General features: G+C 66.0%; 19 protein-coding genes, 1 tRNA gene and 7 pseudogenes. 17 read left to right on the top strand and 10 right to left on the bottom strand.

The features are described 5' to 3' along the window. Nucleotides 1-12: 12 nt before the first annotated feature. The 10 genes from ABFB10_RS19480 (at nt 13) to ABFB10_RS19435 (ending at nt 6721) form a co-directional block, all read left to right on the top strand. Nucleotides 13-915 carry a pyocin knob domain-containing protein gene (locus tag ABFB10_RS19480; RefSeq protein ID WP_347167758.1) on the top strand — a complete coding sequence of 301 codons (903 nt, stop codon included), beginning with the start codon at nt 13-15 and terminating at the stop codon, nt 913-915. Between the two features lie 151 nt (nt 916-1066). After that, nucleotides 1067-1387 carry a hypothetical protein gene (locus ABFB10_RS19475; RefSeq protein WP_347167757.1) on the top strand — a complete coding sequence of 107 codons (321 nt, stop codon included), beginning with the start codon at nt 1067-1069 and terminating at the stop codon, nt 1385-1387. Continuing rightward, nucleotides 1384-1785: a DUF4376 domain-containing protein gene (locus tag ABFB10_RS19470; protein ID WP_347167756.1), complete on the top strand. Its 402-nt coding sequence runs from the start codon at nt 1384-1386 to the stop codon at nt 1783-1785. Before ABFB10_RS19475 ends, ABFB10_RS19470 begins: the two co-directional genes overlap by 4 nt. A 157-nt stretch (nt 1786-1942) precedes the next feature. Next, complete coding sequence (locus ABFB10_RS19465) at nt 1943-2548, top strand: hypothetical protein (protein ID WP_347167755.1); 606 nt, start codon at nt 1943-1945, stop codon at nt 2546-2548. Between the two features lie 62 nt (nt 2549-2610). Beyond that, a complete protein-coding gene (locus ABFB10_RS19460; protein WP_347167754.1) occupies nt 2611-3138 on the top strand; it encodes an N-acetylmuramoyl-L-alanine amidase in 528 nt (175 codons plus the stop codon). Between the two features lie 75 nt (nt 3139-3213). Beyond that, entirely contained in the window at nt 3214-3582 is a 369-nt protein-coding gene (locus ABFB10_RS19455) for a hypothetical protein (protein WP_347167753.1), read from the top strand. 362 nt (nt 3583-3944) lie between these two features. Continuing rightward, nucleotides 3945-4925: a hypothetical protein gene (locus ABFB10_RS19450; protein ID WP_347167751.1), complete on the top strand. Its 981-nt coding sequence runs from the start codon at nt 3945-3947 to the stop codon at nt 4923-4925. Continuing rightward, on the top strand, nt 4925-5503 hold the full coding sequence (locus ABFB10_RS19445) for a hypothetical protein (RefSeq protein ID WP_347167750.1): 579 nt from the start codon (nt 4925-4927) through the stop codon (nt 5501-5503). Before ABFB10_RS19450 ends, ABFB10_RS19445 begins: the two co-directional genes overlap by 1 nt. Before the next feature lie 216 nt (nt 5504-5719). Next, complete coding sequence (locus ABFB10_RS19440; protein WP_347167749.1) at nt 5720-6181, top strand: hypothetical protein; 462 nt, start codon at nt 5720-5722, stop codon at nt 6179-6181. A 144-nt stretch (nt 6182-6325) separates the two neighbouring features. Continuing rightward, nucleotides 6326-6721, top strand: coding sequence for a thermonuclease family protein (locus ABFB10_RS19435; protein ID WP_430523033.1), 396 nt, complete (start codon nt 6326-6328; stop codon nt 6719-6721). 517 nt (nt 6722-7238) lie between these two features. Here ABFB10_RS19435 and ABFB10_RS19430 read toward each other — a convergent pair. Continuing rightward, a tRNA-Ile gene (locus tag ABFB10_RS19430) sits at nt 7239-7315 on the bottom strand. A gap of 152 nt (nt 7316-7467) precedes the next feature. Between ABFB10_RS19430 and purM the strand changes: the two are divergent. The 3 pseudogenes from purM (at nt 7468) to rnd (ending at nt 10357) form a co-directional block, all read left to right on the top strand. Continuing rightward, nucleotides 7468-8515 (top strand): annotated as a pseudogene (purM, locus tag ABFB10_RS19425) (phosphoribosylformylglycinamidine cyclo-ligase). After that, nucleotides 8512-9100: pseudogene (gene purN, locus ABFB10_RS19420) on the top strand (phosphoribosylglycinamide formyltransferase). The pseudogenes purM and purN overlap by 4 nt, the downstream one beginning before the upstream one ends. Nucleotides 9101-9195: 95 nt before the next feature. After that, nucleotides 9196-10357: pseudogene (gene rnd / locus ABFB10_RS19415) on the top strand (ribonuclease D). Between the two features lie 138 nt (nt 10358-10495). Here rnd and ABFB10_RS19410 read toward each other — a convergent pair. Further along, nucleotides 10496-11002 carry a hypothetical protein gene (locus ABFB10_RS19410; RefSeq protein WP_347167747.1) on the bottom strand — a complete coding sequence of 169 codons (507 nt, stop codon included), beginning with the start codon at nt 11000-11002 and terminating at the stop codon, nt 10496-10498. Nucleotides 11003-11171: 169 nt separating this feature from the next. Here ABFB10_RS19410 and ABFB10_RS19405 point away from each other — a divergent pair, with 169 nt between their 5' ends. Beyond that, nucleotides 11172-11582, top strand: a complete 411-nt coding sequence (locus tag ABFB10_RS19405) for a SufE family protein (RefSeq protein WP_347167746.1) — start codon at nt 11172-11174, stop codon at nt 11580-11582. Nucleotides 11583-11922: 340 nt separating this feature from the next. On the opposite strand, the pseudogene trpE reads toward ABFB10_RS19405, so the two are convergent. The 8 genes and pseudogenes from trpE to fabI form a co-directional block, all read right to left on the bottom strand. After that, nucleotides 11923-13438: pseudogene (gene trpE / locus ABFB10_RS19400) on the bottom strand (anthranilate synthase component I). A gap of 10 nt (nt 13439-13448) precedes the next feature. After that, nucleotides 13449-15302: a peptidyl-prolyl cis-trans isomerase gene (locus ABFB10_RS19395; protein WP_347167745.1), complete on the bottom strand. Its 1854-nt coding sequence runs from the start codon at nt 15300-15302 to the stop codon at nt 13449-13451. Nucleotides 15303-15338: 36 nt separating this feature from the next. After that, nucleotides 15339-16536 (bottom strand): annotated as a pseudogene (locus ABFB10_RS19390) (aminotransferase). Nucleotides 16537-16988: 452 nt separating this feature from the next. Beyond that, complete coding sequence (gpt, locus tag ABFB10_RS19385) at nt 16989-17492, bottom strand: xanthine phosphoribosyltransferase (RefSeq protein ID WP_347167744.1); 504 nt, start codon at nt 17490-17492, stop codon at nt 16989-16991. 33 nt (nt 17493-17525) lie between these two features. After that, nucleotides 17526-18137 carry a LysE family translocator gene (locus tag ABFB10_RS19380; protein WP_347167743.1) on the bottom strand — a complete coding sequence of 204 codons (612 nt, stop codon included), beginning with the start codon at nt 18135-18137 and terminating at the stop codon, nt 17526-17528. A gap of 1 nt (nt 18138) precedes the next feature. Next, the gene (locus ABFB10_RS19375; protein WP_347167742.1) at nt 18139-18399 is read right to left on the bottom strand and encodes a LysE family transporter; all 261 of its coding nucleotides are present in this window, start codon (nt 18397-18399) and stop codon (nt 18139-18141) included. Then, a complete protein-coding gene (locus ABFB10_RS19370; RefSeq protein ID WP_347167741.1) occupies nt 18396-18743 on the bottom strand; it encodes a LysE family transporter in 348 nt (115 codons plus the stop codon). The genes ABFB10_RS19375 and ABFB10_RS19370 overlap by 4 nt, the downstream gene beginning before the upstream one ends. Nucleotides 18744-18844: 101 nt before the next feature. Further along, nucleotides 18845-19651, bottom strand: a complete 807-nt coding sequence (fabI, locus tag ABFB10_RS19365; RefSeq protein WP_347167740.1) for an enoyl-ACP reductase FabI — start codon at nt 19649-19651, stop codon at nt 18845-18847. Nucleotides 19652-19798: 147 nt separating this feature from the next. On the opposite strand from fabI, the gene pdxH reads away from it, so the two are divergent. The 3 genes and pseudogenes from pdxH to ABFB10_RS24280 all read left to right on the top strand — a co-directional run. Continuing rightward, a complete protein-coding gene (pdxH, locus tag ABFB10_RS19360; RefSeq protein WP_347167739.1) occupies nt 19799-20404 on the top strand; it encodes a pyridoxamine 5'-phosphate oxidase in 606 nt (201 codons plus the stop codon). Nucleotides 20405-20564: 160 nt separating this feature from the next. Continuing rightward, nucleotides 20565-21093: pseudogene (locus ABFB10_RS19355) on the top strand (cold-shock protein). 45 nt (nt 21094-21138) lie between these two features. Continuing rightward, nucleotides 21139-21552: pseudogene (locus ABFB10_RS24280) on the top strand (hypothetical protein); the annotation flags it as partial. Nucleotides 21553-21565: the final 13 nt, after the last annotated feature.

Below are 21565 nucleotides of genomic sequence, written 5' to 3'. Positions count from 1 at the left end.
ACGGAGGCCGACATGGCTCTTGATGGCGTCTTCACCGGCGGCACGGTATCAATTGGTGCGGGCAGCACCTCTGTCACAGGGGTGGGCACGACCTGGCTGTCGCTGAACGTGCAGCCGGGCGATCTGCTGGTGGTCGGGGGCATGATGGCCCGGATCGCGTCGGTGACCAGCAACACGGCCCTGACCCTCGCCCGTGGCTGGCCCGGCGGGGCGGTCTCGGGCGCCGATTACGACATCTACACGATCAGCGAAACGGGTCGCGCGCTGCCCGCCATGAACCGCATTGTGCAGGATCTCGGGAGCGGCAACATTTCCTCGTTGGCGGCGCTGAACGGCGCGGCGAACAAGCTGCCGTATTTCACCGGGCAGGGTGTCATGGCGCTGGCGAACTATGGCAACGCGGCGGGCAAGACCGTGCAGAGCGGCCCGCTGGACACCACTCCGGGCCGGGTGCAACTGGTGGGCGGGTTTGGCTGGGGCGCCTTGGGGGGTGGTGTGTCCTGGATCCCCGATCTGGATGCTTTCGATACGCCCACTGGGGTATACGGGGTGCAAACGGCAACTTCCGGGACGCGCCCCGACGGGGCGAGCAACTTCGCGTTTCTGCGTATCGAGCGTCAGGCCTCGACCGCCATTCTGCAGACCTGGGTCAACTCGAACAATCAGCTGGTTGCGCATCGCACCGCCACATCTGGCGTCTGGGATCCATGGCGGAGGCTGGACTCGCAGCAGGGCAGCAACGGGAACGGCGAATTCGTGCGGTTCGCGGATGGGATGCAGATTTGCCGGGGCCAGTTGACCGGCATCAACATCGATACGGCTTACGGAGCGCTTTACCGTAGCGCGGCTTTGAGCTGGGTCTTTCCGGCGGCTTTCTTCGGAGGGGGCGACAAACGGACCCCATGTTTTCGGTAGCGTCCTTCGCCCGTCTGGGCTTGTTGCTACGTCCCCCTACGGGGGCCGAAGCACGAGCGCAGACGATATGCGGGCTTACAGCGCTGCCTCGGAAACAAGCGCAAGCGTTCATCTGACTGCAATCGGTCGCTGGTACTAAGGGGCATCTCGAATGAAAATCACCGCACACCTGCAAGCCGCACTGCCTGGCGTCCCCGAGACAATCGCATCCGTCTCCGGCGATGCGCTGACCGTCGACGGCACGGTCTACGACCTGTCCGCCGTCCCGGAAGGCGGCGAGGCGTGGCCCGAGGGAGACCATCCGTTCTCCGGCCCGATCACGCGGACTGGCGGGGAGATCGCCTGTGCTGTCGCCTGGGCCTATGACCCGGCGACCGCCGAGGACCATCAGGGGCCGACGCATCCCGTCATGACCATCGCCAGTGGCCCGGTGCCCGACCCGGTGACCCGCAAACAGGAGGCGCAGCAGTGACCTTTTCCATGACGATCAAGACGCCTGCGGACCTGGCCGCAGAGCAGCAAGAGCGGCGCAAGGCCGGGCTCTATGCCGAGCGCGAGCGGCGCCTTGCGGAGGGCGCGACCTTCCTCCTGACCTTCGGCAGCATCCCGATGCAGGGCAGGCCGCAGGATCAGGCGACCATCACGGCACTGCTACAGATCGCGAACATGCGGGCGGCGGCGAATGACACCTCTCCGCTGACCTTCCGCGATGCTGCGAACGTCATCCACTCGCTCAGCCCTGCCGAGATGATCGAGATGGCCACCGCCGGCATTGCTTGGGTCGAGTCGGTCATGGCCGCCAGCTGGGCCATGGTGGACAGCGGCGATATCCCGGCTGACTACACCGCCGACACCCGCTGGCCCGCGTAAGCGCCCACAGAGAGCTGACCGGGTGCCATCGCCCGGTCAGCCGCATTTCCGCGTGGCTGGCGGTTTCCCCGTTCCGCTGCCGCTGACCATCGCCCGGCCATCGCGCCGGGCTTTTTCATGACCCCGGACCATCGGAGGCCGAATGGGAGATAGAAACATGACGGGAGACCAGTTCCCCAAGAGCAGAAGCGGGCGCCTGATCGAGGCCGGGAAGATCATGGGAGCCATCGCGGCGATATTCGGCGGGGGCAGCCTGATCTGGGGGCTGACCTTTGGCCCGCTCCGGGACATCTACGACATGGCCTCGGACTTCGTGGACGACTTCCGGCGTCTTGAGGTGACGGTCCAGCAGCTGCAGGCGGATGTGGCCCGCGCCAACGGCGAGGATCGCGTGATCCGGCAGCCGGAAGGGCTGAGCTACATCCAGGAGCCGGTGACGCAGGGCGACAACGTGGTGATGATCCTCGTCATTTCGCGGACCAGGCTGGGGGAGGGGTGCCGCCTGATCGACTGGGTGCCCATCTTCACCGACGAGCTGAACATCCCGACGCCCGGTGAGCGGGCGCGGCGCGGCCCGGTCAGTCGCCAGATCGACACCAATACGCAGCGCCTGCGTGTCGAGATGGTGCCGCCGGAGATCCTGCGCCCCGGGCGCATCGTCGTCTACCTCACGCTGACCTATCGCTGCCCCGGTTCTGACGGGGATGGGCCCCTGGAGGACCGCACCGAAGGCCTCCCGTACCGGCTGCTTCCGGCCAGCTGACCCACCCGGACATTTCATCCACCACGCCCCGCCTGCGGGGCCTTTTTGCATGGGAGATCGTCATGCGCACCATCTCAGAAATCATCGTTCACGCCACGGCCACACGTCCTGACTGGATGAATGGCTATCCGACCAGTGCCAAGGTGGCAGAGGTCAAACGCTGGCACATGGACGACAACGGCTGGTCTGATATCGGCTATCACTTCCTGATCGACCGGGATGGCACAGTGGCGACGGGGCGCCCGATTGAGCGCACCGGGGCGCATGTCCGGGGCCACAACAGCGGGACCATCGGGGTCTCGCTCTTCGGCGGCCATGGCAGCGCCGAGACTGATGACTTCACGGAGCACTTCACCGAGGCGCAGGACGCCGCGCTGCGCGCGCTTCTGGCCGAGCTCGACGGAACCTACGGGCCGGGCCTCAAGATTAGCGGCCACAACGATTTCGCGGCCAAGGCATGCCCGGGTTTCAACGTGGCCAAGTGGCTCTCCGGCCCGCTGCCGTCGCCCGACGTTGATCCGGCGACCAAGCTGCGCTGGCGGCTGGCTGAGATCCGCGACGCTGCCGATCGCGCGCTCGCGGGCAAATGAACTTCATCACCGACTGGCGGGCATGGCTCGCCCTTACCGCGGCTTCGTGCCGCTCTCCCCTGAAAGGATATGGCCATGGAATGGCTCACCTCACTGCTCGCTATGCCCGAGCTGCAAACCGCGCTGATCTCGCTCTTCGGCATCCTTCTCACGATCATCATCAACCGTGCCGCGGGCGCCTTCCAGGCGGCCACGGGTATCGCATTCGAAGAGAAGCACCGGCGCGCCCTGCACTCGGCCATCCAGTCCGGCGTCGAGGCGGCGCTTGCCGAGGGGCCGGAGGCCGGGCTGGACATGATCAAGGCCCACGCGATCTACCACGCACAGCAGTCGGTGCCCGATGCCATCGAGGCGCTGGTGCCCGGCGACGGCGTGCTCGACCGGATCGCGGTCCGCTACTACCGCGAGGCTATGGCCCGCGTTGGTGTGGCTGTCCCGGCGTGATCAGATCCCCGCCCGGAAGGGCGGGGGTATTGCTAGCTTCTTCGCCGGTCGACACGGGCGGAGAATCGACCTTCAATGTGGGTTCGGAGATGTAATCGTACCGCAGACACAAGCGATGCGGTGGACCTGAAGGGTGGATTTTCGAACCTACTTTCTCGCGAAATCTGGCGGTTCGAGGCGCTAATTTCTCCCTAGCCGGCATCTGTCGAACACTACCGCCACCAACGTTGCTCGTCTCCAAACTCGTTTGGCTCACCACACTTTCCGTGTGCAAGAATGGCTCCAATAATTTTCTGGAGAATCGTAACCATTACATTGCATGGTGTCCCAAGATCTCGAACAGTATGGAACGATTATCTAGAATGGCTCTTTCATCCACCTTTCGCTGGGTTACGATTGGAAAACTGAAGCTACAAAATGAAAAGCGCGCTCCTCTTGGCGCACCCACTGTAACTTTGGCCGAACTCATCGAAGCCCTCCGCGCTCTCGAAGGGACGCCGGCAGGGCAGCGTTCGTACCAGAACAATAACCGCCGAATGTGGTGCTCACCGGTGCAGGAATGCGGAGACTACTACCACCTTCTTTTCCAAACTGGCGACAAGACTGTCAGTGACATGGCCTATATCGACTTCGTTACGGGAGACTCGCGAGATGGCGGAAAGACCGATAGCGAAGGCGGCCACTTCTGCTCGCATGTCCTTGTCAGGAAGGTGGCTGACGCGGTCGGAAGGCACCTTATCCTCGTCGAAAAGGTTCCGGGAATAAATTTTACAACCCTTGAAGCGTTCATGAAATGGGTTCTCGCGATGCCTGCGAGTCTCAAGAAAGCGGACGAAGACGGCACGGAAAAAGAGTACCGTGCGACCGCTGACCTTGCGGGATTTCAATCGAAGACCGTGCAGGAAGCGATGACCACCGGCACAGTAATGGACGTCCAGTTTGTCGGCCACGAGGTGCAAGAGGGCGGTGTTGATGAAGACCCACTCGTCCGCGAGACTATCAGCGAGGTAAAGTGGACGATCAAGCGCACGCTTGACGGTGGCGGCGCACGTACTCTGATGCGGCGCGGTATCGACTACATCCGCGGATGGGATGCAGTCGAGCAGGATAGCAGGCAGCTTCTGGTTCGGATAAAGTCCGAAGACGGCCAGATAAGGACTGTTCCGATTTCCCCTGAGGCTCAGGAAGCCGAAGCAGCCGCGAACGAAGCACTGCAAAGCGCGGTCGTGCTCAACGAATTCATGAGCGGATTCGAGGTTCCTCTCACGCAGCGGCACGATGGCATCCGTGCAGACATACTTCAGAAGATGCGCACAATCGGCAATGGAGCTGGAGGAGCTTGATGCGCAGGGGTTACATAAAGTTTGTCGCAAACTTCAAGAAATTGTTAACGGCGTTTTCGTTTTTCCGCTTGCGCAGTGCAGATCTCGAGTATTTTCAATACAAATACCCGAGCATCTTTGCGGTTTTTCTCGTGGTATCGTATTGGGTTCTATCAAGGACAATATTCGAAATAGACCTCGACGCGGCGATAGCAAATGCTACGACGCTTATGGGTGTGCTTATTGGTTTCTACATAGCCGCGCTGGCAGCTGTAACGAGCTTTCCAAATGAGAGCCTGAATTCAGTAATGGCTGGAAACGCTCCAAGAATCAAGGAGAGGGGAGGAGCCGAGTTCTCCCCCATCACGCGACGACGATTCCTTTCAATTCTATTGGGGTACTGCGCCTTCCTTTCCATTGTGGTGTACATATTGGGGTCGGCATCAGCATCCGTAAAGTTCGCTGCTCGCACAAATGAATTTCTTGAGGTGATCTTGAAGGCGATATGGTGGAGCGGATATACTTGGCTTCTTGCGAGCCTGCTTACCGTCACCATGCTCTGCTTGCACTACCTCATCGACCGCATGCATCGCCCTTAGACCAAATAGCCTCCGTGACCTGCCACGGATCTTTTATCCAGTCGCGACTGGAGTCCGGTTTGCGTTTACGCTGAGCGGCGCAGGGTGAGCAATCGCCCGCCGCGCCAAGGTACGGTGATAGCGGCGCTGCAGCTTGAGATGTTCTGAGAAGGCGGGTTCTTGCTGCCGTGTGGCGGCCGGGGCGGCGTGTGGATTGGTGTCGGTAGGGGGAGTAGAATGTCCGGGGTTCATTCAAATGCGGACCTATTCGAGAAGATAGCAGAAGAGCAATTTGCTGAAATCGAAGCTGCGCGCAAGAGGTTCAGGCAGTCGCGACCCGATGGCGAGGGGTGGATTTTCGCTCTAGACCCAGCTCAGTCAGAGTTCAAAGCGGCTCTGATCTCGATAGCATTCTCTGCTATGTGGCTGGACGCAAAGTTGCATTTGGTAATGGTTGAGCGTTTAGGTAAATCCCTCGCGAAGAAACACGACACCAAGACATACGAAGGTAAGTTGGTTGAGTTAGGTGTAAGTGATGAGGCGCTCTTGTTGCGGGTAAAGGACTTCAGGGCGTTGAGGCGAGAGCTGATGCATGAGAAGGCGTTCCAATCGAATGACGACTTTCGTTTTGCTCAGGACGAGGCCAAAAAAACGCGGTCCTTAATGGCCGAGATCAGTGCACGCCTGATGGAGAGTTGAAGGTCTGGGAGTTCAGCGAGCGCGGCGACGGTTTGCTTTCTTACCGGCTGGGGCCTCGGCGCGGGTCATAGCGATTTCCACGGGCGGTGGTGGCTGCATGCCGACCCGCTGCTCATCATGTTCTGAGAGTTGGAGAGGGAAGCAATGCGCTCCTTGATCATCATCATCTGTCTCGCGCTGCCGGTCCAGGCTGTTGCGCAGTCCCTCCACGTCCGGGACGCCGACACTATCGTCGTGGACGGGACCCCGGTGCGACTGAATGGCGTGGACGCGCCCGAGCTCAAGACCCGTGCGGGCCGCGATGCAAAGCGCTGGATGGTCAACTATCTACGGGGCCGGTCGATCACCTGTGATCTGAACGGTGACCGAACCTACGACCGCTGGGTTGGCGTCTGCTTTGCGGACGGGCAGGACATTGGTGCGGCGGTTATCGCTGCGGGTCATGCCTTGGACTGCAGGCGGCATTCTGGGGGCCGCTATCGCCACCTAGAGACACCAGCGGCCAAGTCGCGGATCCGGCGCGCGCGCTACTGCGGTTAACCAGGAGCGGATCTGGTATCCGGTGACCGGGGCTGCAGGTCTAGGCTGAGGCGCGGGCGATCGGGTAGCGCGGGCGCGCATGACGGGCCGGATGGCGGCGCTGCTGGCGCGGTGATATGCCCGCGTCATGCACATGCTCTGGCTCAAATGCTCCTGCTGCGGCGCGGAGGCCGATGTTCCGGCACCTGACAATGTTCTGTCGCTGTCCCGCGCCGAGATACTGGCGCGGGCGCGGTGTCGTCGCTGTAGGGGCGGGCCTGCTGTGGATATGCGCCGGTACTGGTCGCCGCGGGCCAATGCGCTGGAAGGCGCGCGCGAGTCCGGGAAGGGGCTGGACTGGGATGGGTGAGGGGCTTCCTGACCCGCGGTCTGGCGGGGCTGGCGGAATGGTGGGGGCGGTAGTCCCGGCGTGGTCCACCTTGCATACAAGTCATTGAAAAGACTTGGACCGCTTCGAAAAATCGTGGTCCACATTTTTCCTATAAGATGTTGATTTATAATAGAAAAATTGAGACTTTGGTGGGCCCGGCAGGACTTGAACCCGCAACCAAGGCGTTATGAGCGCCCTGCTCTAACCAATTGAGCTACAGGCCCACCGTGGCGATGTCACTACGGCGCGCGGCAGGTCTGGTCAAGCGGCTGATGTCCGCGCTTCCTGTGCTCTTGCATCGTGCCGCGGGGCGCTCTGCGCTTCCCTTCTTTGCGCCCTTGCGGTAAGTGCGCCGCAAACCAAGCGGAGCGCAGACATGAGCGATGGCAAGAACGGCATCACCTATGCCGAGGCAGGGGTGGACATCGATGCGGGCAACGCCTTGGTGGAACGGATAAAGCCCGCCGCCAAACGCACGAACCGCTCGGGCGTCATGGCGGGGCTGGGCGGCTTCGGCGCGCTCTTCGACCTCAAGGATGCGGGCTACACCGACCCCGTTCTGGTCGCGGCCACCGACGGCGTGGGCACCAAACTGCGCATCGCCATCGACACCGGCACCGTCGACGGCGTGGGCATCGACCTTGTCGCCATGTGCGTCAACGACCTTGTCTGTCAGGGTGCCGAGCCGCTGTTCTTCCTCGACTACTTCGCCACCGGCAAGCTGGATACCGACACCGCCGCGCGTGTGATCGAGGGCATCGCCGAGGGCTGCGTCCTGTCGGGCTGCGCCCTGATCGGGGGCGAGACCGCCGAGATGCCCGGCATGTACCCGGCGGGCGACTTCGACCTTGCCGGTTTCGCCGTCGGCGCGATGGAGCGCGGCACCGCGCTGCCCGAGGGCGTGGCGGAAGGCGACGTCCTGATCGGCCTGACCTCGTCGGGCGTGCATTCCAACGGCTACAGCCTAGTGCGCAAGCTGGTCGAGGTCTCGGGCCTTGGCTGGGACGCCGATTGCCCCCGGGCGGAGGGTACGCTGGGCGCGGCCCTGCTGGCGCCCACGCGGCTTTACGTCAAGCAGGCGCTCGAAGCGATCCGGCAGGGCGGTGTGCACGGGCTGGCCCATATCACGGGCGGCGGCCTGACGGAAAACCTGCCGCGCGTGCTGCCGGAAGGCCTTGGCGCCAGCATCGACCTGTCCGCACTGGAGCCTGCCGCCCGTCTTCGGCTGGCTGCGCCAGACCGGCGGCATGGATCAGGCCGAGATGCTCAAGACCTTCAACTGCGGCATCGGCATGATCCTCGTGGTCGATGCCGCCCGCGCGCAGGCGCTGTCCGAGGCGCTGACCGCGATGGGCGAAACCCCGGTGCGGCTGGGCCACGTGACGGCAGGGCAGGGCGTGACCTACGAGGGCGCGCTTTCGTGAAGCGAGTCGCCATCTTCATTTCGGGTGGCGGGTCCAACATGGTCTCGCTGGTCGACGACATGACCGGCGACCACCCGGCGCGGCCCTGCCTGGTGTTGTCGAACAACGCCGACGCGGGCGGGCTGGCCAAGGCCGCCGCGCGGGGCATCCCTACGGCGGTGGTCGATCACCGGCCTTTCGGCGGCGACCGCGAGGCCTTCCGAGGCCGCTCTGAACGCCGAACTGGACAAGGCGGCGCCGGACATCCTGTGCCTGGCCGGGTTCATGCGGGTGCTGACCGCCTCTTTCGTGACTCCCTGGCGGGGACGGATGCTGAATATCCACCCCTCGCTGCTGCCCAAGTACCGCGGCCTGCACACCCACGCCCGGGCGCTGGAGGCAGGCGATGCAGAACACGGCTGCACGGTGCACGAGGTGACGCCGGAACTGGACGAGGGCCCGATCCTCGGGCAGGCCCGGATCGCTGTGAACCCGGGCGACACGCCGGACAGCCTCGCCGCGCGGGTGCTGGTCGAGGAGCACCGGCTTTACCCGGCGGTCCTGCGCCGGTTTGCCGCCGGCGACCGGACTCCGGTCCTGCTCTAGCGGCATGGTTTCCATTTCCGCCCGTGCTGTTGTATGGTCGGTCCCGGGGCCGGAGTGACTTTACGAGCAACGATAATACAGAAAAGACTGCACCGATGCGGACATTGACGACGACCGAAGACCTCGCGGCTTTCTGCGAGGAGGCCAAGGGCCAACCCTATATCACCGTCGACACGGAATTCCTGCGCGAACGGACCTATTATTCCAAACTCTGCCTCGTGCAGCTGGCGCTTCCGGGGCAGGGCGACGAGAATGCGGTACTGGTCGATCCGCTGGTCGAGGGGCTGTCGCTGGATCCGCTGATGGACCTCTTCCGGGACGAGAGCATCGTAAAGGTCTTCCACGCCGCGCGGCAGGATCTGGAAATCTTCCATATCGACCACGGCGTGATCCCCCGGCCTCTTTTCGACACGCAGGTGGCCGCCATGGTCTGCGGCTTCGGCGAACAGGTCGGCTACGAAACGCTGGTCCGCAAAATCGCCAAGCAGCAGCTCGACAAAAGCTCGCGCTTCACCGACTGGTCCCGGCGCCCGCTGACCGACGCGCAGAAGACCTATGCGCTGGCCGATGTGACGCACCTGCGGCAGATCTACGAATATCTCGCCGCGCAGCTGGAAAAGACCGGGCGCGACCGCTGGGTGGCCGAGGAACTGGCGGTGCTGACCGATCCCGAGACCTATGTGACCCATCCCGAGGACGCCTGGAAGCGGATCAAGACGCGGTCCAACTCGCCGCGCTTCCTCGGCCATCGTGCAGGAACTGGCCGCCTTCCGCGAAACCCATGCCCAGACCCGCAACGTACCGCGCAACCGCGTGTTCAAGGACGATGCGCTGGTCGAACTGGCCTCGACCAAGCCCGCCGACATGGCGGACCTCGGGCGGTCCCGCCTGCTGCTGCGCGAAGCCCGCAAGGGCGATATAGCCGACGGTATCCTGGCCGCGGTGAAGGCCGGGCAGGAACGTCCCAAGGACGGCCTGCCGCAGATCGACAAGAGCCGCGACAAGTTGCAGGTGAACCCGGCCCTGGCGGATCTTCTGCGGGTGCTGCTGAAGGCCAAAACCGAAAGCTCGGGTGTGGCCTCGAAGCTGATCGCGCCCGCCGCCGACCTCGATGCCATCGCCGCAGGCGAACGCGATGTGGCGGCCCTGAAGGGCTGGCGCAGGGAGGTCTTCGGAGAGGATGCCCTGCGGCTCTGCGAGGGCAGGATCGCCCTCACCGCCAAGGGTGTCGACGTCAAGGTCATCGAGCTGGACTAAGGCCTGCGTGGCCCCGGGCGTGACGGGGCCGCGTTCGGGTAGCCTGGCAAAAGGGGGTGGACCTGTCCCGGGGACAGGCCGCCATTGCCCGCTTGCGCGTGGTGTTTCGCGATGACGTGGGGCGGTCGGGCCGGGGCCTCAGCGCCGGACGGAACGGATGTTCCGGGCGCCCTTGACCTGGATGACACCGACCTCGGCTAGTTCGGCATCGGTCAGCCAGACGGCGGCGGTCAGGGTGCGCGACCAGTCGCTGCCGCGCGCGGCAACCACCTGCACGCCGCGCAGCTCGTAGGTCAGCGCGCCGTTGCCGGTCTCTGCCGCGACCGGGACCAGCCGCACCTCGAAGGGGCCCTGCATGTCCGACACGCCGGTGGCGCGGATCACGGCCCCGCCCGGGCGCCGCTCGACCAGAAGCTCCGAGACCTCTCCGATCAGCGAGCCGGCATAGGCGGCGTCTTCCTTGCTGCGCCGGAAGATGCTGTTGTTCCGGCGCGGGATCAGCGGGTTGGCCGCGGTGCCGTCTGCAACCGGGCGCGAGACGCTGTTGCCGAACCAGTTGAAGGGGTTGATCCGCGACTCGCGGACGGTGCCGCAGCTGGTCAGCACAAGTGCCGAGAGCACGAGAACGGAGATCGGTCTGAACATCACGGGCTGCCCCTTCTTGCCTTGTGCCGAAAGGCCTAGCGCAATTGACGGGCCTTGAAAAGCACCCGCCGGACCGGGGCGACGGAAAAGCCGGGACGGTTGTGGGGCGGCAGGGCTGGACCTTTGCGCTGTTCCTGCCTACCTCGGGCAGAAGAAGGAGAACTGGCAGATGGCACAGGCGGCATTCGAAGCGGTGGTCGAGGATTTCGAGTTCCTGGAGGATTGGGAAGACCGGTACCGCATGGTGATCGAGATGGGCAAGGCGATGGAGCCGCTGCCCGAGGCGCTGAAGGTGCCCGCCACCAAGGTCGAGGGCTGCGCCAGCCAGGTCTGGCTGCACATGACCCCGGATGCCGGGGTTTTCCACTTTCACGGCGAAAGCGACGCGCTGATCGTCAAGGGGCTGATTGCCCTGCTGCACCGGCTCTACGATGGTCTGCCGCTGGCGGAGGTGGCGGCCGTGGACGCCCGCGCCGAACTGGGGCGGCTTGGCCTGCACGATCACCTCTCGGCGCAGCGCTCGAACGGCCTGCGGGCGATGATCGAGCGTATCCGGGCCGAGGCGCAGGCGGCGGCGTAGCAAGGGGGCTCCGCCCCCGGCCTGCGGCCTCCCCCCGAGGTACTTTGGGACCAAAGAAGCAGGGGAGGCTTTCGGACGTGCAACTTCATGCGGCCCAGCCGTCGGGCCCTTGGTCGTCGCAGCGCCCAGGATCCACCCCCGCTCCCGATTTTGCCTTGAAACATGCACTCTGGGAGGCGGGGGCTTCTCCGGTCGCGGACATCGGCGCCTCCGCCTGTACCGCACAGGAAGGAGACACCATTCGGGTTAAGAAACCCTTACGCTTCTTTGGTCCAAAATACCTCGGGGGCGCGCAGCGCGGGGGCAGAGCCCCCTCCGGCCCCCGCAGCCGGATGCGCCCTCAGCGGTTGCCGTCGCCGGTGAAGCGGGCCGCATCGGCGGCCGCCCGGCGGATGGCGTTCGACTTGTGGACCGTCTCCATGTACTCGGCCTCGGGGTCGCTGTCGTAGACCACGCCGCCGCCGGCACTGGATATAGAGCTTGCGGTCCTTCACGATGGCGGTGCGCAGGGCGATGCACATGTCCATGTCGCCGCCCGCCGAGAAATAGCCCACGCCGCCGCCGTAGACGCCGCGCTTTTCCGGTTCCAGCTCGTCGATGATCTCCATCGCGCGGACCTTGGGGGCACCCGAGACCGTGCCCGCGGGCATGCCCGCGAAGAAGGCCGAGAGCGCGTCCTGATCCTCTGCCAGTTCGCCCACCACGTTCGAGACGATGTGCATGACGTGGCTGTAGCGTTCGATGATGAACTGTTCCGTCGGGCGCACGGTGCCGATCTTCGAGACCTTGCCGGTGTCGTTGCGCCCGAGGTCCAGAAGCATCAGGTGTTCGGCCAGTTCCTTTTGGTCGGCGAGCAGGTCTTCCTCCAGCGCCTTGTCCTCTTCGGGGGTGGCGCCCCGGGGCCGGGTGCCCGCGATGGGGCGGATCGTGACCTCTTGCCCGAAGACCCGCACGAGGATCTCGGGGCTGGCGCCGATCACCTGGAAGCCGCCGAAGTTGAAGTAGAACATGAAGGGCGAGGGGTTGGTCCGCCTGAGCGAGCGATAGAGCGCGAAGGGCGGCAGCGGAAAGTCCTGCGTCCAGCGCTGCGAGGGCACCACCTGGAAGATGTCGCCGGCGCGGATGTAGTCCTTGGCCGTCTCGACCGCCGCCTTGTAGCCCTCGCGGGTGAAGTTCGACACCGGCTCGCCCAGCTCTGCGGCATCACCCAGATCGCGGGTGGCCTGCGGCATGGCCCGTTCCAGGTCGCGCACCGCGTCCATGACGCGCTCGGCGGCCTGTGCATAGGCGGCGCGCGCCGACAGCCCGTCCTGCACCCATGCGGGCGAGACAACAGTGACCTCTCCCTTCACGCCGTCGAGGACCGCCACCACCGAGGGGCGCATCATCATGGCGTCGGGCAGGCCCAGCGGATCGGTGTTCACGTCCGGCAGGCGCTCGACCAGCCGGATCATGTCGTAGCCGAGGTAGCCGAAGAGCCCGGCGGCGGCCTGCGGCAGGTCGGCGGGCAGGTCGATCCGCGATTCCGCCAGCAGCGCGCGCAGGGCGGTCAGCGGGTCGTCGGACTGGTCCTCGAAGGCCTCGGGGTCGAAGCGCGCCTGCCGGTTCAGGCGGCTGGCGCCGTCGTGGCACTGCCAGATCAGGTCGGGCTTCATGCCGATGATCGAGTAGCGGCTGCGCACTTCGCCGCCGGTCACCGATTCCAGCATGAAGGCGTCCTTGGCGGCGCCGGTCAGCTTCAGCATCAGCGAGACCGGCGTGTCGAGGTCGGCGGCGAGGCGGGTGTAGACGATCTGGTTCTGCCCGGCCTCGTAGGCCTTGGCGAAGGCATCGAAGCCGGGGGTCAGAGCGGACATGGGCGGGACCTTACTGGAAGTTCGCGTGTACGGCGTTCAGTGCCGCCTGGTCGATGCTGACACCGGCGCGGTCCTGAATGTCGGTCGCCAGCGCGCGGAAGAGATCCTGCGCCACGTCCTGTGCCGCCTGATCGCCGAAGAACCGCGCCAGTTGCTGCGCCTGCGGGCTTTCGGTCTCGGCGGGCAGGATATCGTCCAGGCGCACCACGATCGCGCTGTCGCCGGTGGCGATGGCCGCGGTTTCGGCGGGGCGCATGGTAAAGACGCGTTCCAGCACCTCGGGCGGCAGGTCGGAGCCGAAAGAGGTGCGCGACAGCCCGGTTTCGGTGCGTTGCTCCAGCCCCATCTCCTCGAAGCTGGCATCCCCGGCCAGCGGCGCCAGCAGCGCCTCGGCCTGTTCCAGCGCGGCATTGGCGCGGGCCTGTGCATCGTAGGCGGCGCGGACGTCGTCGCGAACCTCGTCGAAGGGGTAGGGCGCGGCCTCGGCGATGCCGTCGACACGCAGCGCGAAGACGCCGCCGTCGCCCAGTTCGGCGATCTCGGGATAGTCGCCTTCTTCGGCGGCCTCGGCGGCGGCGCGGAAGGCCTCGTAGCCCGTCACCGCCCCTTCGGCCCGTGAATTCCAGTCGATCTGCCCCAGTTCCATGTCGGTTGTCTCGGCCAGTTCCTCCAGCGTCACACCGCCGGCGAGTTCATCGTCGAAGCCCTGCGCCTGCTGTTCGACCACGCGGCGTGCGCGGTCGAGCGCAAGTTCGCCGCGCAGGTCGGGCAGCGCGTCCTCGAAGCTGGTTTCCTGCGCGGGCAGCACGGCGTTGACGCGGTAGAGCGCGACGCCGAGGTCGCTTTGCGCGGGGCCGACGACGCCGCCGACCTCTGCGGCAAAGACCGTCTCGGCGGCCTCGCCCAGATCGGCGCGGCTGACGTCCCCAAGATCGACGTCGGCGAGGTCGAGATCGCGTTCCGCCACGAGGTCTTCGAAGGTCACTTCCCCGGCGGCGATGCGCTCTGCCGCGTCCTGCGCCTCTGCCTCATTGGCGAAGACGAGCCGTTCGGCCAGCCGCCGCTCGGGCATGTTGTACTGGGCCGAGCGCTCTTCATAGGCGGCGCGCAGCGAGTTCTCGTCGACCTCGACGGTCTCGACGATCATCTCGGGCGTCAGCCAGGCATAGGTGATGTCCTTGGTCCGGGGCCGGGTGAAGGCGCCGATGTTCTCTTCGTAGAAGGCGCGCAGGTCGTCCTCGGTGGCCTCGGTGGTGCCGGTGTCCAGACCACCCGCGTCGGCGCTGACCTCGGCCCAGCTGAAACTGCGGCGCTCGCCGGTATAGGCGATGAGCGTGTCGAGATAGGCCGGCGGCATCTTGATGCCGGCCAGGACCGCGCCCTGCAACAGTGTCGAGGCGCTTTCGCCGCGCAGCTGTTCCTCGAACTCGCGTTCCGACAGGCCCGCGTTTTCCAGTGTCATGCGGTAGGCTTCGCGGTTGAAGCTGCCGTCCGGCCCGCGAAAGGCCTGGATCGCGCGCAGGTCCTGCGCCAGCTTGTCGTCGCCGACCGAGATGCCCAGCGTGTCGGCCTCTTCCTTCAGGGCGGCGGTCACCACCATCTGCGACAGCACCTGCTGCGGGATGTTGCGTGCCTGCGCCTGCTGGAAGGTCATGGCGCCGCCCTGCTGGGCCTCGATGGCGCGGATCTCGTTCTGCAGGCTGCGGGCGTAGGTCGAGACCGGGATCGGGGTCTCGCCGACAGAGCCGATGCTGCGGAGGTTGCCCGAGAAGCTGGTCGCGCCGAAGCCCCCCAGCGCCAGCAGCAGAAGCCCCAGCAAGAGCCAGCCTGCCATACCGCCGACTTTCCCGGTTTTCCGTGCCATGCTGCGCTCCTCTGCCCGCGAATTTTCCGGGCTTGTCTACGCTGCGCCCGAAGGGGTGGCAAGGGGGCCCTCCACCCCTGCCAGCCGGTCGAGGACCCGGGCCAGACCGGCGCTGTCGGTATTGGCGAAGGCCACGCGCAGGCAGCGCTCGCCCGAGGCATCGCCGGATGGCGTGAACATGGTGGCGGGCAGGGTCAGAACGCCTGCCTCGCGCACCAGACGCGGGGCGAGGGCCGCGGCGCCTTCCGCGAAGGGATGGTCGAGATAGGCGAAATAGGCGCCCAGCCCGCGCAGCCGCCAGCCGCGATCCCGCAGGGGGGCGAACCCCTCGGCGATGGCGGCGCGGCGGGTCAGGATCTCCTGCCGCTGCGCGTCTTTCCAGTCGCCCAGGTTCTGCAGGCCCCAGAGCGCGGCCTTCTGGCCCGGGGTGGGCGCACAGATCGCCACGGTGTCCTGAAACTTCTCGATCTGGTGCAGCAGCTCCGGGTTGGCGATCACCGCGCCAACGCGGTGGCCGGTCAGGCGGTAGACCTTGGAGAAGCTGTAGAGCTGGACCAGCGTGGCGTCCCATCCGGGCGTGGTCAGAAGATCGTGCGGCGCGCCGGGCCGGGAATGGAAATCGCGGTAGGTCTCGTCGACGACCAGCTTCAGACCATGCGCGCGGGCCAGGTCGAAGAAGGCGCGCAGGGTCTCGGGCGGATACTCTGCGCCGGTCGGATTGTTCGGCGTGACCAGGACGATGGCGCGGGTTCTTGCGGTGATCAGCGGGCGCGCGGCATCGGCCTCGGGGATCAGGTCGGCGCCGGTGGGCAGGGGCACGGCGCGCAGCCCGCTCATGTCCAGCCACATCTTGTGATTGAAGTACCAGGGCGTCGGGACAATGACCTCGTCACCCTCGGTGGTGAGCGCCGAGAGGGTCGCGGCGAAGGCCTGGTTGCAGCCACTGGGTGATGCCGATCTGCCCGGCCGTGACAGGGGCGCCGTAGTGCCGGGCCCAGTCGTCGGCCAGAGCCGCGCGGAGGGCGGGCAGGCCGAGAACCGGGCCGTAGAGATGTGTCGCGGTCTCTTGCAGCATTGCGGCCATGGCGCCCAGCATCTCGGGCGGCGGCGGCTCGGCGGGGGCGGCCTGGCTGAGGTTGATCAGCGGGCGGTCGGGCGGAAAGGTCACGCCTTTCAGCCAGCGTTGTGCTTCGGGGATCGGGGGAAAGAAGGTGGCGTCGGTGCGTGTGGTCATGGGCGGCCTCTGGGCGAAGGGGGCGGGGCGCGGTCGCGGGGGCGGTCTCTGCTGGAGGGCGGAAGGGCTGCCGGGTGTCGCAGCGGCTTTGCCGCGCCACCGGCTGTGCCCGGGGGATCGGGGGGCCAGGGAAGCGGCATGGGCCGCAGGGCGGCGTGGCAGCGGATGCAGGCGGCGCGGGGGTGTGGCGTGGGTCTTTGCGCATCCGGCGGCTGCGGACGCTATCGCGGGAAACCGGATCCTGTCGCGGCTGATCGGGCGCCCGGGCAGGGGGTGGCGCCGGTTGAGGCGGGTTTGCCGCGATGGGCCCCCTTTCGGGGGCGCATTTCCCCCGGGGGCTTTGCCCCCAGACCCCCGTCCGGGGCGCTGCCCCGGGCCCCGCGGTATTTTAAGACCGAAGAAGCCGGGGTGTCCCCGGGACTTGGCGGAGGGTCCGCGCGGTCCCTGTCCCCTCAGTCGGTGCCGCGGTAGGGTTTGACGTATTGCAGCGCCATGTCCCAGGGGAAGAAGATCCAGGTGTCCTGGCTGACCTCGGTGATGAAGGTATCGACCTGCGGGCGGCCCTGCGGCTTGGCGTAGACCGTGGCGATCTGGGCCTTGGGCATGTGACCGCGCACCACCTCGAGCGTGCGTCCGGTGTCGACGAGGTCGTCGACCACGAGGATGCCGGTGCCGTCGCCTACGACCTCCGGATCGGGGGCCTTGATGATCCGGGGGGCGGACTGGGTCTGGTGGTTGTAGCTTTTTACGCTGATCGTGTCGACGGTGCGGATGTCGAGTTCGCGGGCGACGATCATCGCGGGGGCCATGCCGCCGCGGGTGATGGCGACCACGGCGCGCCACTGGCCCTCGTCCGGGCCCTGTCCCTGCAGGCGCCAGGCCAATGCGCGGGCGTCGCGGTGCAGCTGGTCCCAGCTGACGTGGAAGCCCTTCTCGTGGGGCAGGCGGTTGTCCATGGGGCTCTCCTTGGTTGTGGCGGCTGGGGTCGGTCAGGTGAAGGTGATCTTGAGGCCGAAGACGGCGATGAGCGATCCGAAGGCGCGGTCGATGCGGGCCTTGACGCGCGCATAGGCGGCGCGGGCCTTCGGCAGCGAGAAGACACGGCTGACAAGCGCGTACCAGAGGCCCTCGTTCAGGGCGATCACGGCAACCAGCGCCGCGCGGGCGGCCAGCGGCGTCTCGGCGGGCACCAGGCCCACGAAGACGGCACCGAAGAAGATCGCCGGTTTCGGGTTGGTTGCATAGGTCAGGAAACCGAAGCGGAAGGCGGCCCAGGCGCTGCGGGGGCGGGTCTCGCCCAGCTGCGGCAGCGGCTCGGGGGCGTGGCGCCACATGCCGATGGCGATCCACAGCAGGAAGAGGCCGCCGACCACCTTCAGCGCGGTGAAGAGCGGCGGGATCAGTTCGAACAGCAGCGCCAGGCCGGCCATGGCGCCCGCCGCCCAGAGCCCGGCGCCCAGGCCGAAGCCCGCCGAGAGCGCCAGCGCCGTGCGCAGCCCTTCCGAGGCCGCCGTCCTGACGCAGACCACGAAGGAGGGGCCGGGGCTCATGGCGGCGAGAAGGTGCACCAGCACGACAGAGGCAAAGAGGGCAGGGGTCATCCTAGCGGTCCAGCAGGAGCCGCAGGCCGAGCGCGCCGAGGATGGCGCCGGCCACACGGTCGATCACGGGTTTCAGACGCAAATAACCTGCCCGGGCGAGCCGGGTCGAGAGCAGCGCCGCGAAACCGGTGTAGACGACCAGTTCCACCGCCAGGTGATTGGCGACGATCAGGGCCTTTTCGGCGGGCGCGAGGTCGGGCGGAAAGATCACGATCAGCACCGAGGCGGCGAAAAGGATGCTTTTCGGGTTGGCGAGGTTCACCAGCATGCCGCCGAGAAAGGCGCGCGCGCCCGGCTAGGGCGCTGTCGGAGACCGGGCGGCGGGCATCGCGCCAGAGCGTATAGGCCACGTAAATCAGGTAGAGCGCGCCGGTGATCTTCAGCGCGAGATAGGCCCAGGGCACCAGCGCGAAGACCGCGTTCAGGCCCGAGGAGCGCGGCGCCGGTCCAGAGCGCCGCCACGGTTCCCAGCCCGGCGCCGGTGACCATGCCGGTGCGAAAGCCCCCGGCAATGGACTGGCGCAGGGCATAGAGCAGCGCGGGACCGGGCGCGGCCATGGCGGCCAGCAGCGTCAGGTTGAAGGCGATTACATGGGTCAGGGTCATGAAGCTGGCTCCGCCGCGCGCGTGGCCCCCTTTTGGCCCGGCGCGTTCCGGCAGAGTGGCCGGAAGGGGCGGGCGCCGCAAGAGGGCGCGCCGCCGCGCTCTCAGCCCTTGGTGATGTCGGGGGCGTCCACGGCCTTCATGCCGACGACGTGATAGCCGGCATCGACGTGGTGGGTTTCCCCGGTCACGCCGCTGCCCAGATCCGACAGCAGGTAGAGCGCAGAGTTGCCGACGTCCTGGATCGTCACGTTGCGACGCAGCGGCGAGTTGTACTCGTTCCACTTCATGATGTAGCGGAAATCGCCGATGCCCGAGGCCGCCAGCGTCTTGATCGGCCCGGCGGAAATGGCGTTCACCCGGATGCCGTCCTTGCCGAGATCCTCGGCGAGATAGCGCACCGAGGCCTCGAGCGCCGCCTTGGCCACACCCATGACATTGTAATGCGGCATGATGCGTTCGGCGCCGTAGTAGGTCAGCGTCAGGGCGCTGCCGCCGCGGTTCATCATCTTCTCGGCCCGCTGCATGACGGCGGTGAAGGAGTAGACAGAGATGTCCATGGTCAGCTGGAAGTTGCCGCGCGTGGTGTCGACGTAGCGGTCGCGCAGCTCGTTCTTGTCGGAAAAGCCGATGGCGTGGACGATGAAGTCGAGATTGTCCCATTCCTCGGCCAGCGCGTTGAACAGCATGTCGATGCTGCCCTCGTCACCGACGTCGCAGGGCAGCACGATCGAGGAGCCCAGCTGCGCCGCCAGCGGATCGACCCGCTTCTTCAGCGCCTCGCCCTGGTAGGAGAAGGCCAGATCGGCCCCCGCGTCGCCAAGCGCCTTGGCGATGCCCCAGGCGATCGACTTGTCGTTTGCCAGCCCCATGATCAGGCCGCGTTTTCCCGTCATCAAGCCGTTCGACATGACCACCCCTTCCACCTGTGGTTTATTTCGTGTCGTTTAGGCGATGGCCTCGTGGTCTTCAAGACCGCTTTGCTGTTAAGCCGTCATCGAGCCGCCGCCGCGCGGCGCCCCGAGCGGCCCATTGTCCGCCAGCGCAGGAGACCCGAGATGAGCGACAGAACAGGCATTTTCGCCGGAGACGACCCCTTTGCCATCGCCCGTGCCTGGCTGAAAGAGGCCGAAGGCAGCGAAGCCAACGATCCCAATGCCATTGCCCTGTCCACCGTGGACGCCGACGGCCTGCCCAATGCCCGCATGGTGCTGCTGAAGGAGATCGAGGCCGATGCCTTTGTCTTCTACACCAATTACGGATCGGTGAAGGCCCGGGAAATCGAGGGCTCCGGCAAGGCGGCTTTCGTGATGCACTGGAAGTCCCTGCGCCGCCAGATCCGCGTGCGCGGCACGGTCGAGCGTGAGGACGGCCCGCAGGCGGATGCCTATTACGCCTCGCGCTCGCTCAAGAGCCGTCTCGGGGCCTGGGCCTCGGACCAGAGCCAGCCGCTGTCGTCGCGTACCGCCCTGATGGCCGAGGTTGCGAAGGTGACGGCCGGCAAAGGCACCAACCCCGCGCGCCCGCCGTTCTGGGGGGGCTACCGGATCCGCCCGACGGAAATCGAATTCTGGGCAGATGGCGCCTTCCGGCTGCACGACCGCTTCCGATGGAGCCGGGAAACAATCGCGGCGGACTGGGCCGTGTTGCGCTTGTGTCCGTGACAATCCTTTGAGGTTGCTTGATCTTTTCATGTCACGTCAATTGCATGGGCGCGGCATTGGCGCGTCGTCTGACACAAAAAGACGGTAAACCTCTCTTGCACGCGGGGACCGTTTTGTTCCAAGCTTTGCCTGGGGGTAAGTCGGTACAGTGGACTCGGATTTGACGACGACCAGCAGCGAGGCTCCGCCGGTATTCGGCAGAGTGAAGTGGTTCGACCCGTCCAAGGGCTTTGGGTTCGTGATCGCCGATGACGGCGGGCCGGACATCCTTCTTCATGCCAATGTCCTGCGCAATTTCGGTCAAAGCTCTGTCGCCGACGGCGCCCGGATCGAGATCGCGGTGCAGAAGACAGAGCGCGGCGTTCAGGCCACCCGGGTGCTGAAGATCGAACCGCCAGAACCAGAGGCCGGGCTTCCGCTGACGGATTTCGAGAACATCGACCCCGAGGTCATGGCCAATGCGCCGCTGGAACCCGCCCGGGTGAAGTGGTTCGACAAGGCCAAGGGTTTCGGGTTTGCAAATATCTTCGGAAAGCCGGAAGATGTGTTCATTCATATCGAGGTCCTGCGCCGCTCGGGCACTGGCGGATCTGCAACCGGGCGAGGCCCTTGCGATCCGCGTGGTAGAGGGCAAGCGCGGGCGAATGGCGATGGAAGTGCACGCATGGGAAACCGCCTTGTCGCGTTGAGTTCGGTTCTGGTTCTGGGGCTGGCAACGGCACTCTGCGCTGCCGATGAGGGGGCGGAACGCTTGCGGATACCATCGCAGACGGTACGGAACCCCGGATGCGCCAGCAGCCGATCCAGCGACGGCGAAACCGGCAACCGAGGACGAGGCCCGATCCCCGGGCGCTGCCCTTGCGGGGTCCGATCAGCCATCCGCTATGGCACAGAGCGACGACCCCGACGCGGTCGCGGCACCGGCACGCGACAGGATCGCGACCCCGATTGCCCCGATCGGCCAAGAGGATGCGGCCCCGCCGCAAGGCGATGCCACGCTTCTGGCCGGGGAGTTCCCGGCGATTGATCCGACCGCGCCCGCCTGCCGCGAGGACACGATCCTGCTGCGCGGCGACTTCGGCAAGGCGCGGTTTTCGGTGACGGTGGCGGACGACGGCCCCGAACGCGCGCAGGGGCTGATGCACGTCAAATCGATGCCAC

Source organism: Ponticoccus litoralis (genome assembly GCF_039769985.1).
In the GTDB taxonomy this organism is placed as follows: Bacteria; Pseudomonadota; Alphaproteobacteria; order Rhodobacterales; family Rhodobacteraceae; genus Ponticoccus; species Ponticoccus litoralis.
Note: the sequence above shows the minus strand (reverse complement) of the source record. Positions and strands in the feature narration are given on the sequence as shown.

Coding starts and splice junctions, on each gene's coding strand:
- ABFB10_RS19480 (WP_347167758.1), top strand. CDS start 13: ATGGCTCTTGATGGCGTCTTCACCGGCGGCACGGTATCAATTGGTGCG.
- ABFB10_RS19475 (WP_347167757.1), top strand. CDS start 1,067: ATGAAAATCACCGCACACCTGCAAGCCGCACTGCCTGGCGTCCCCGAG.
- ABFB10_RS19465 (WP_347167755.1), top strand. CDS start 1,943: ATGACGGGAGACCAGTTCCCCAAGAGCAGAAGCGGGCGCCTGATCGAG.
- ABFB10_RS19460 (WP_347167754.1), top strand. CDS start 2,611: ATGCGCACCATCTCAGAAATCATCGTTCACGCCACGGCCACACGTCCT.
- ABFB10_RS19455 (WP_347167753.1), top strand. CDS start 3,214: ATGGAATGGCTCACCTCACTGCTCGCTATGCCCGAGCTGCAAACCGCG.
- ABFB10_RS19450 (WP_347167751.1), top strand. CDS start 3,945: ATGGCTCTTTCATCCACCTTTCGCTGGGTTACGATTGGAAAACTGAAG.
- ABFB10_RS19445 (WP_347167750.1), top strand. CDS start 4,925: ATGCGCAGGGGTTACATAAAGTTTGTCGCAAACTTCAAGAAATTGTTA.
- ABFB10_RS19440 (WP_347167749.1), top strand. CDS start 5,720: ATGTCCGGGGTTCATTCAAATGCGGACCTATTCGAGAAGATAGCAGAA.
- ABFB10_RS19435 (WP_430523033.1), top strand. CDS start 6,326: ATGCGCTCCTTGATCATCATCATCTGTCTCGCGCTGCCGGTCCAGGCT.
- ABFB10_RS19410 (WP_347167747.1), bottom strand. CDS start 11,002: ATGTTCAGACCGATCTCCGTTCTCGTGCTCTCGGCACTTGTGCTGACC.
- ABFB10_RS19405 (WP_347167746.1), top strand. CDS start 11,172: ATGGCACAGGCGGCATTCGAAGCGGTGGTCGAGGATTTCGAGTTCCTG.
- ABFB10_RS19395 (WP_347167745.1), bottom strand. CDS start 15,302: ATGGCACGGAAAACCGGGAAAGTCGGCGGTATGGCAGGCTGGCTCTTG.
- gpt (WP_347167744.1), bottom strand. CDS start 17,492: ATGGACAACCGCCTGCCCCACGAGAAGGGCTTCCACGTCAGCTGGGAC.
- ABFB10_RS19380 (WP_347167743.1), bottom strand. CDS start 18,137: ATGACCCCTGCCCTCTTTGCCTCTGTCGTGCTGGTGCACCTTCTCGCC.
- ABFB10_RS19370 (WP_347167741.1), bottom strand. CDS start 18,743: ATGACCCTGACCCATGTAATCGCCTTCAACCTGACGCTGCTGGCCGCC.
- fabI (WP_347167740.1), bottom strand. CDS start 19,651: ATGTCGAACGGCTTGATGACGGGAAAACGCGGCCTGATCATGGGGCTG.
- pdxH (WP_347167739.1), top strand. CDS start 19,799: ATGAGCGACAGAACAGGCATTTTCGCCGGAGACGACCCCTTTGCCATC.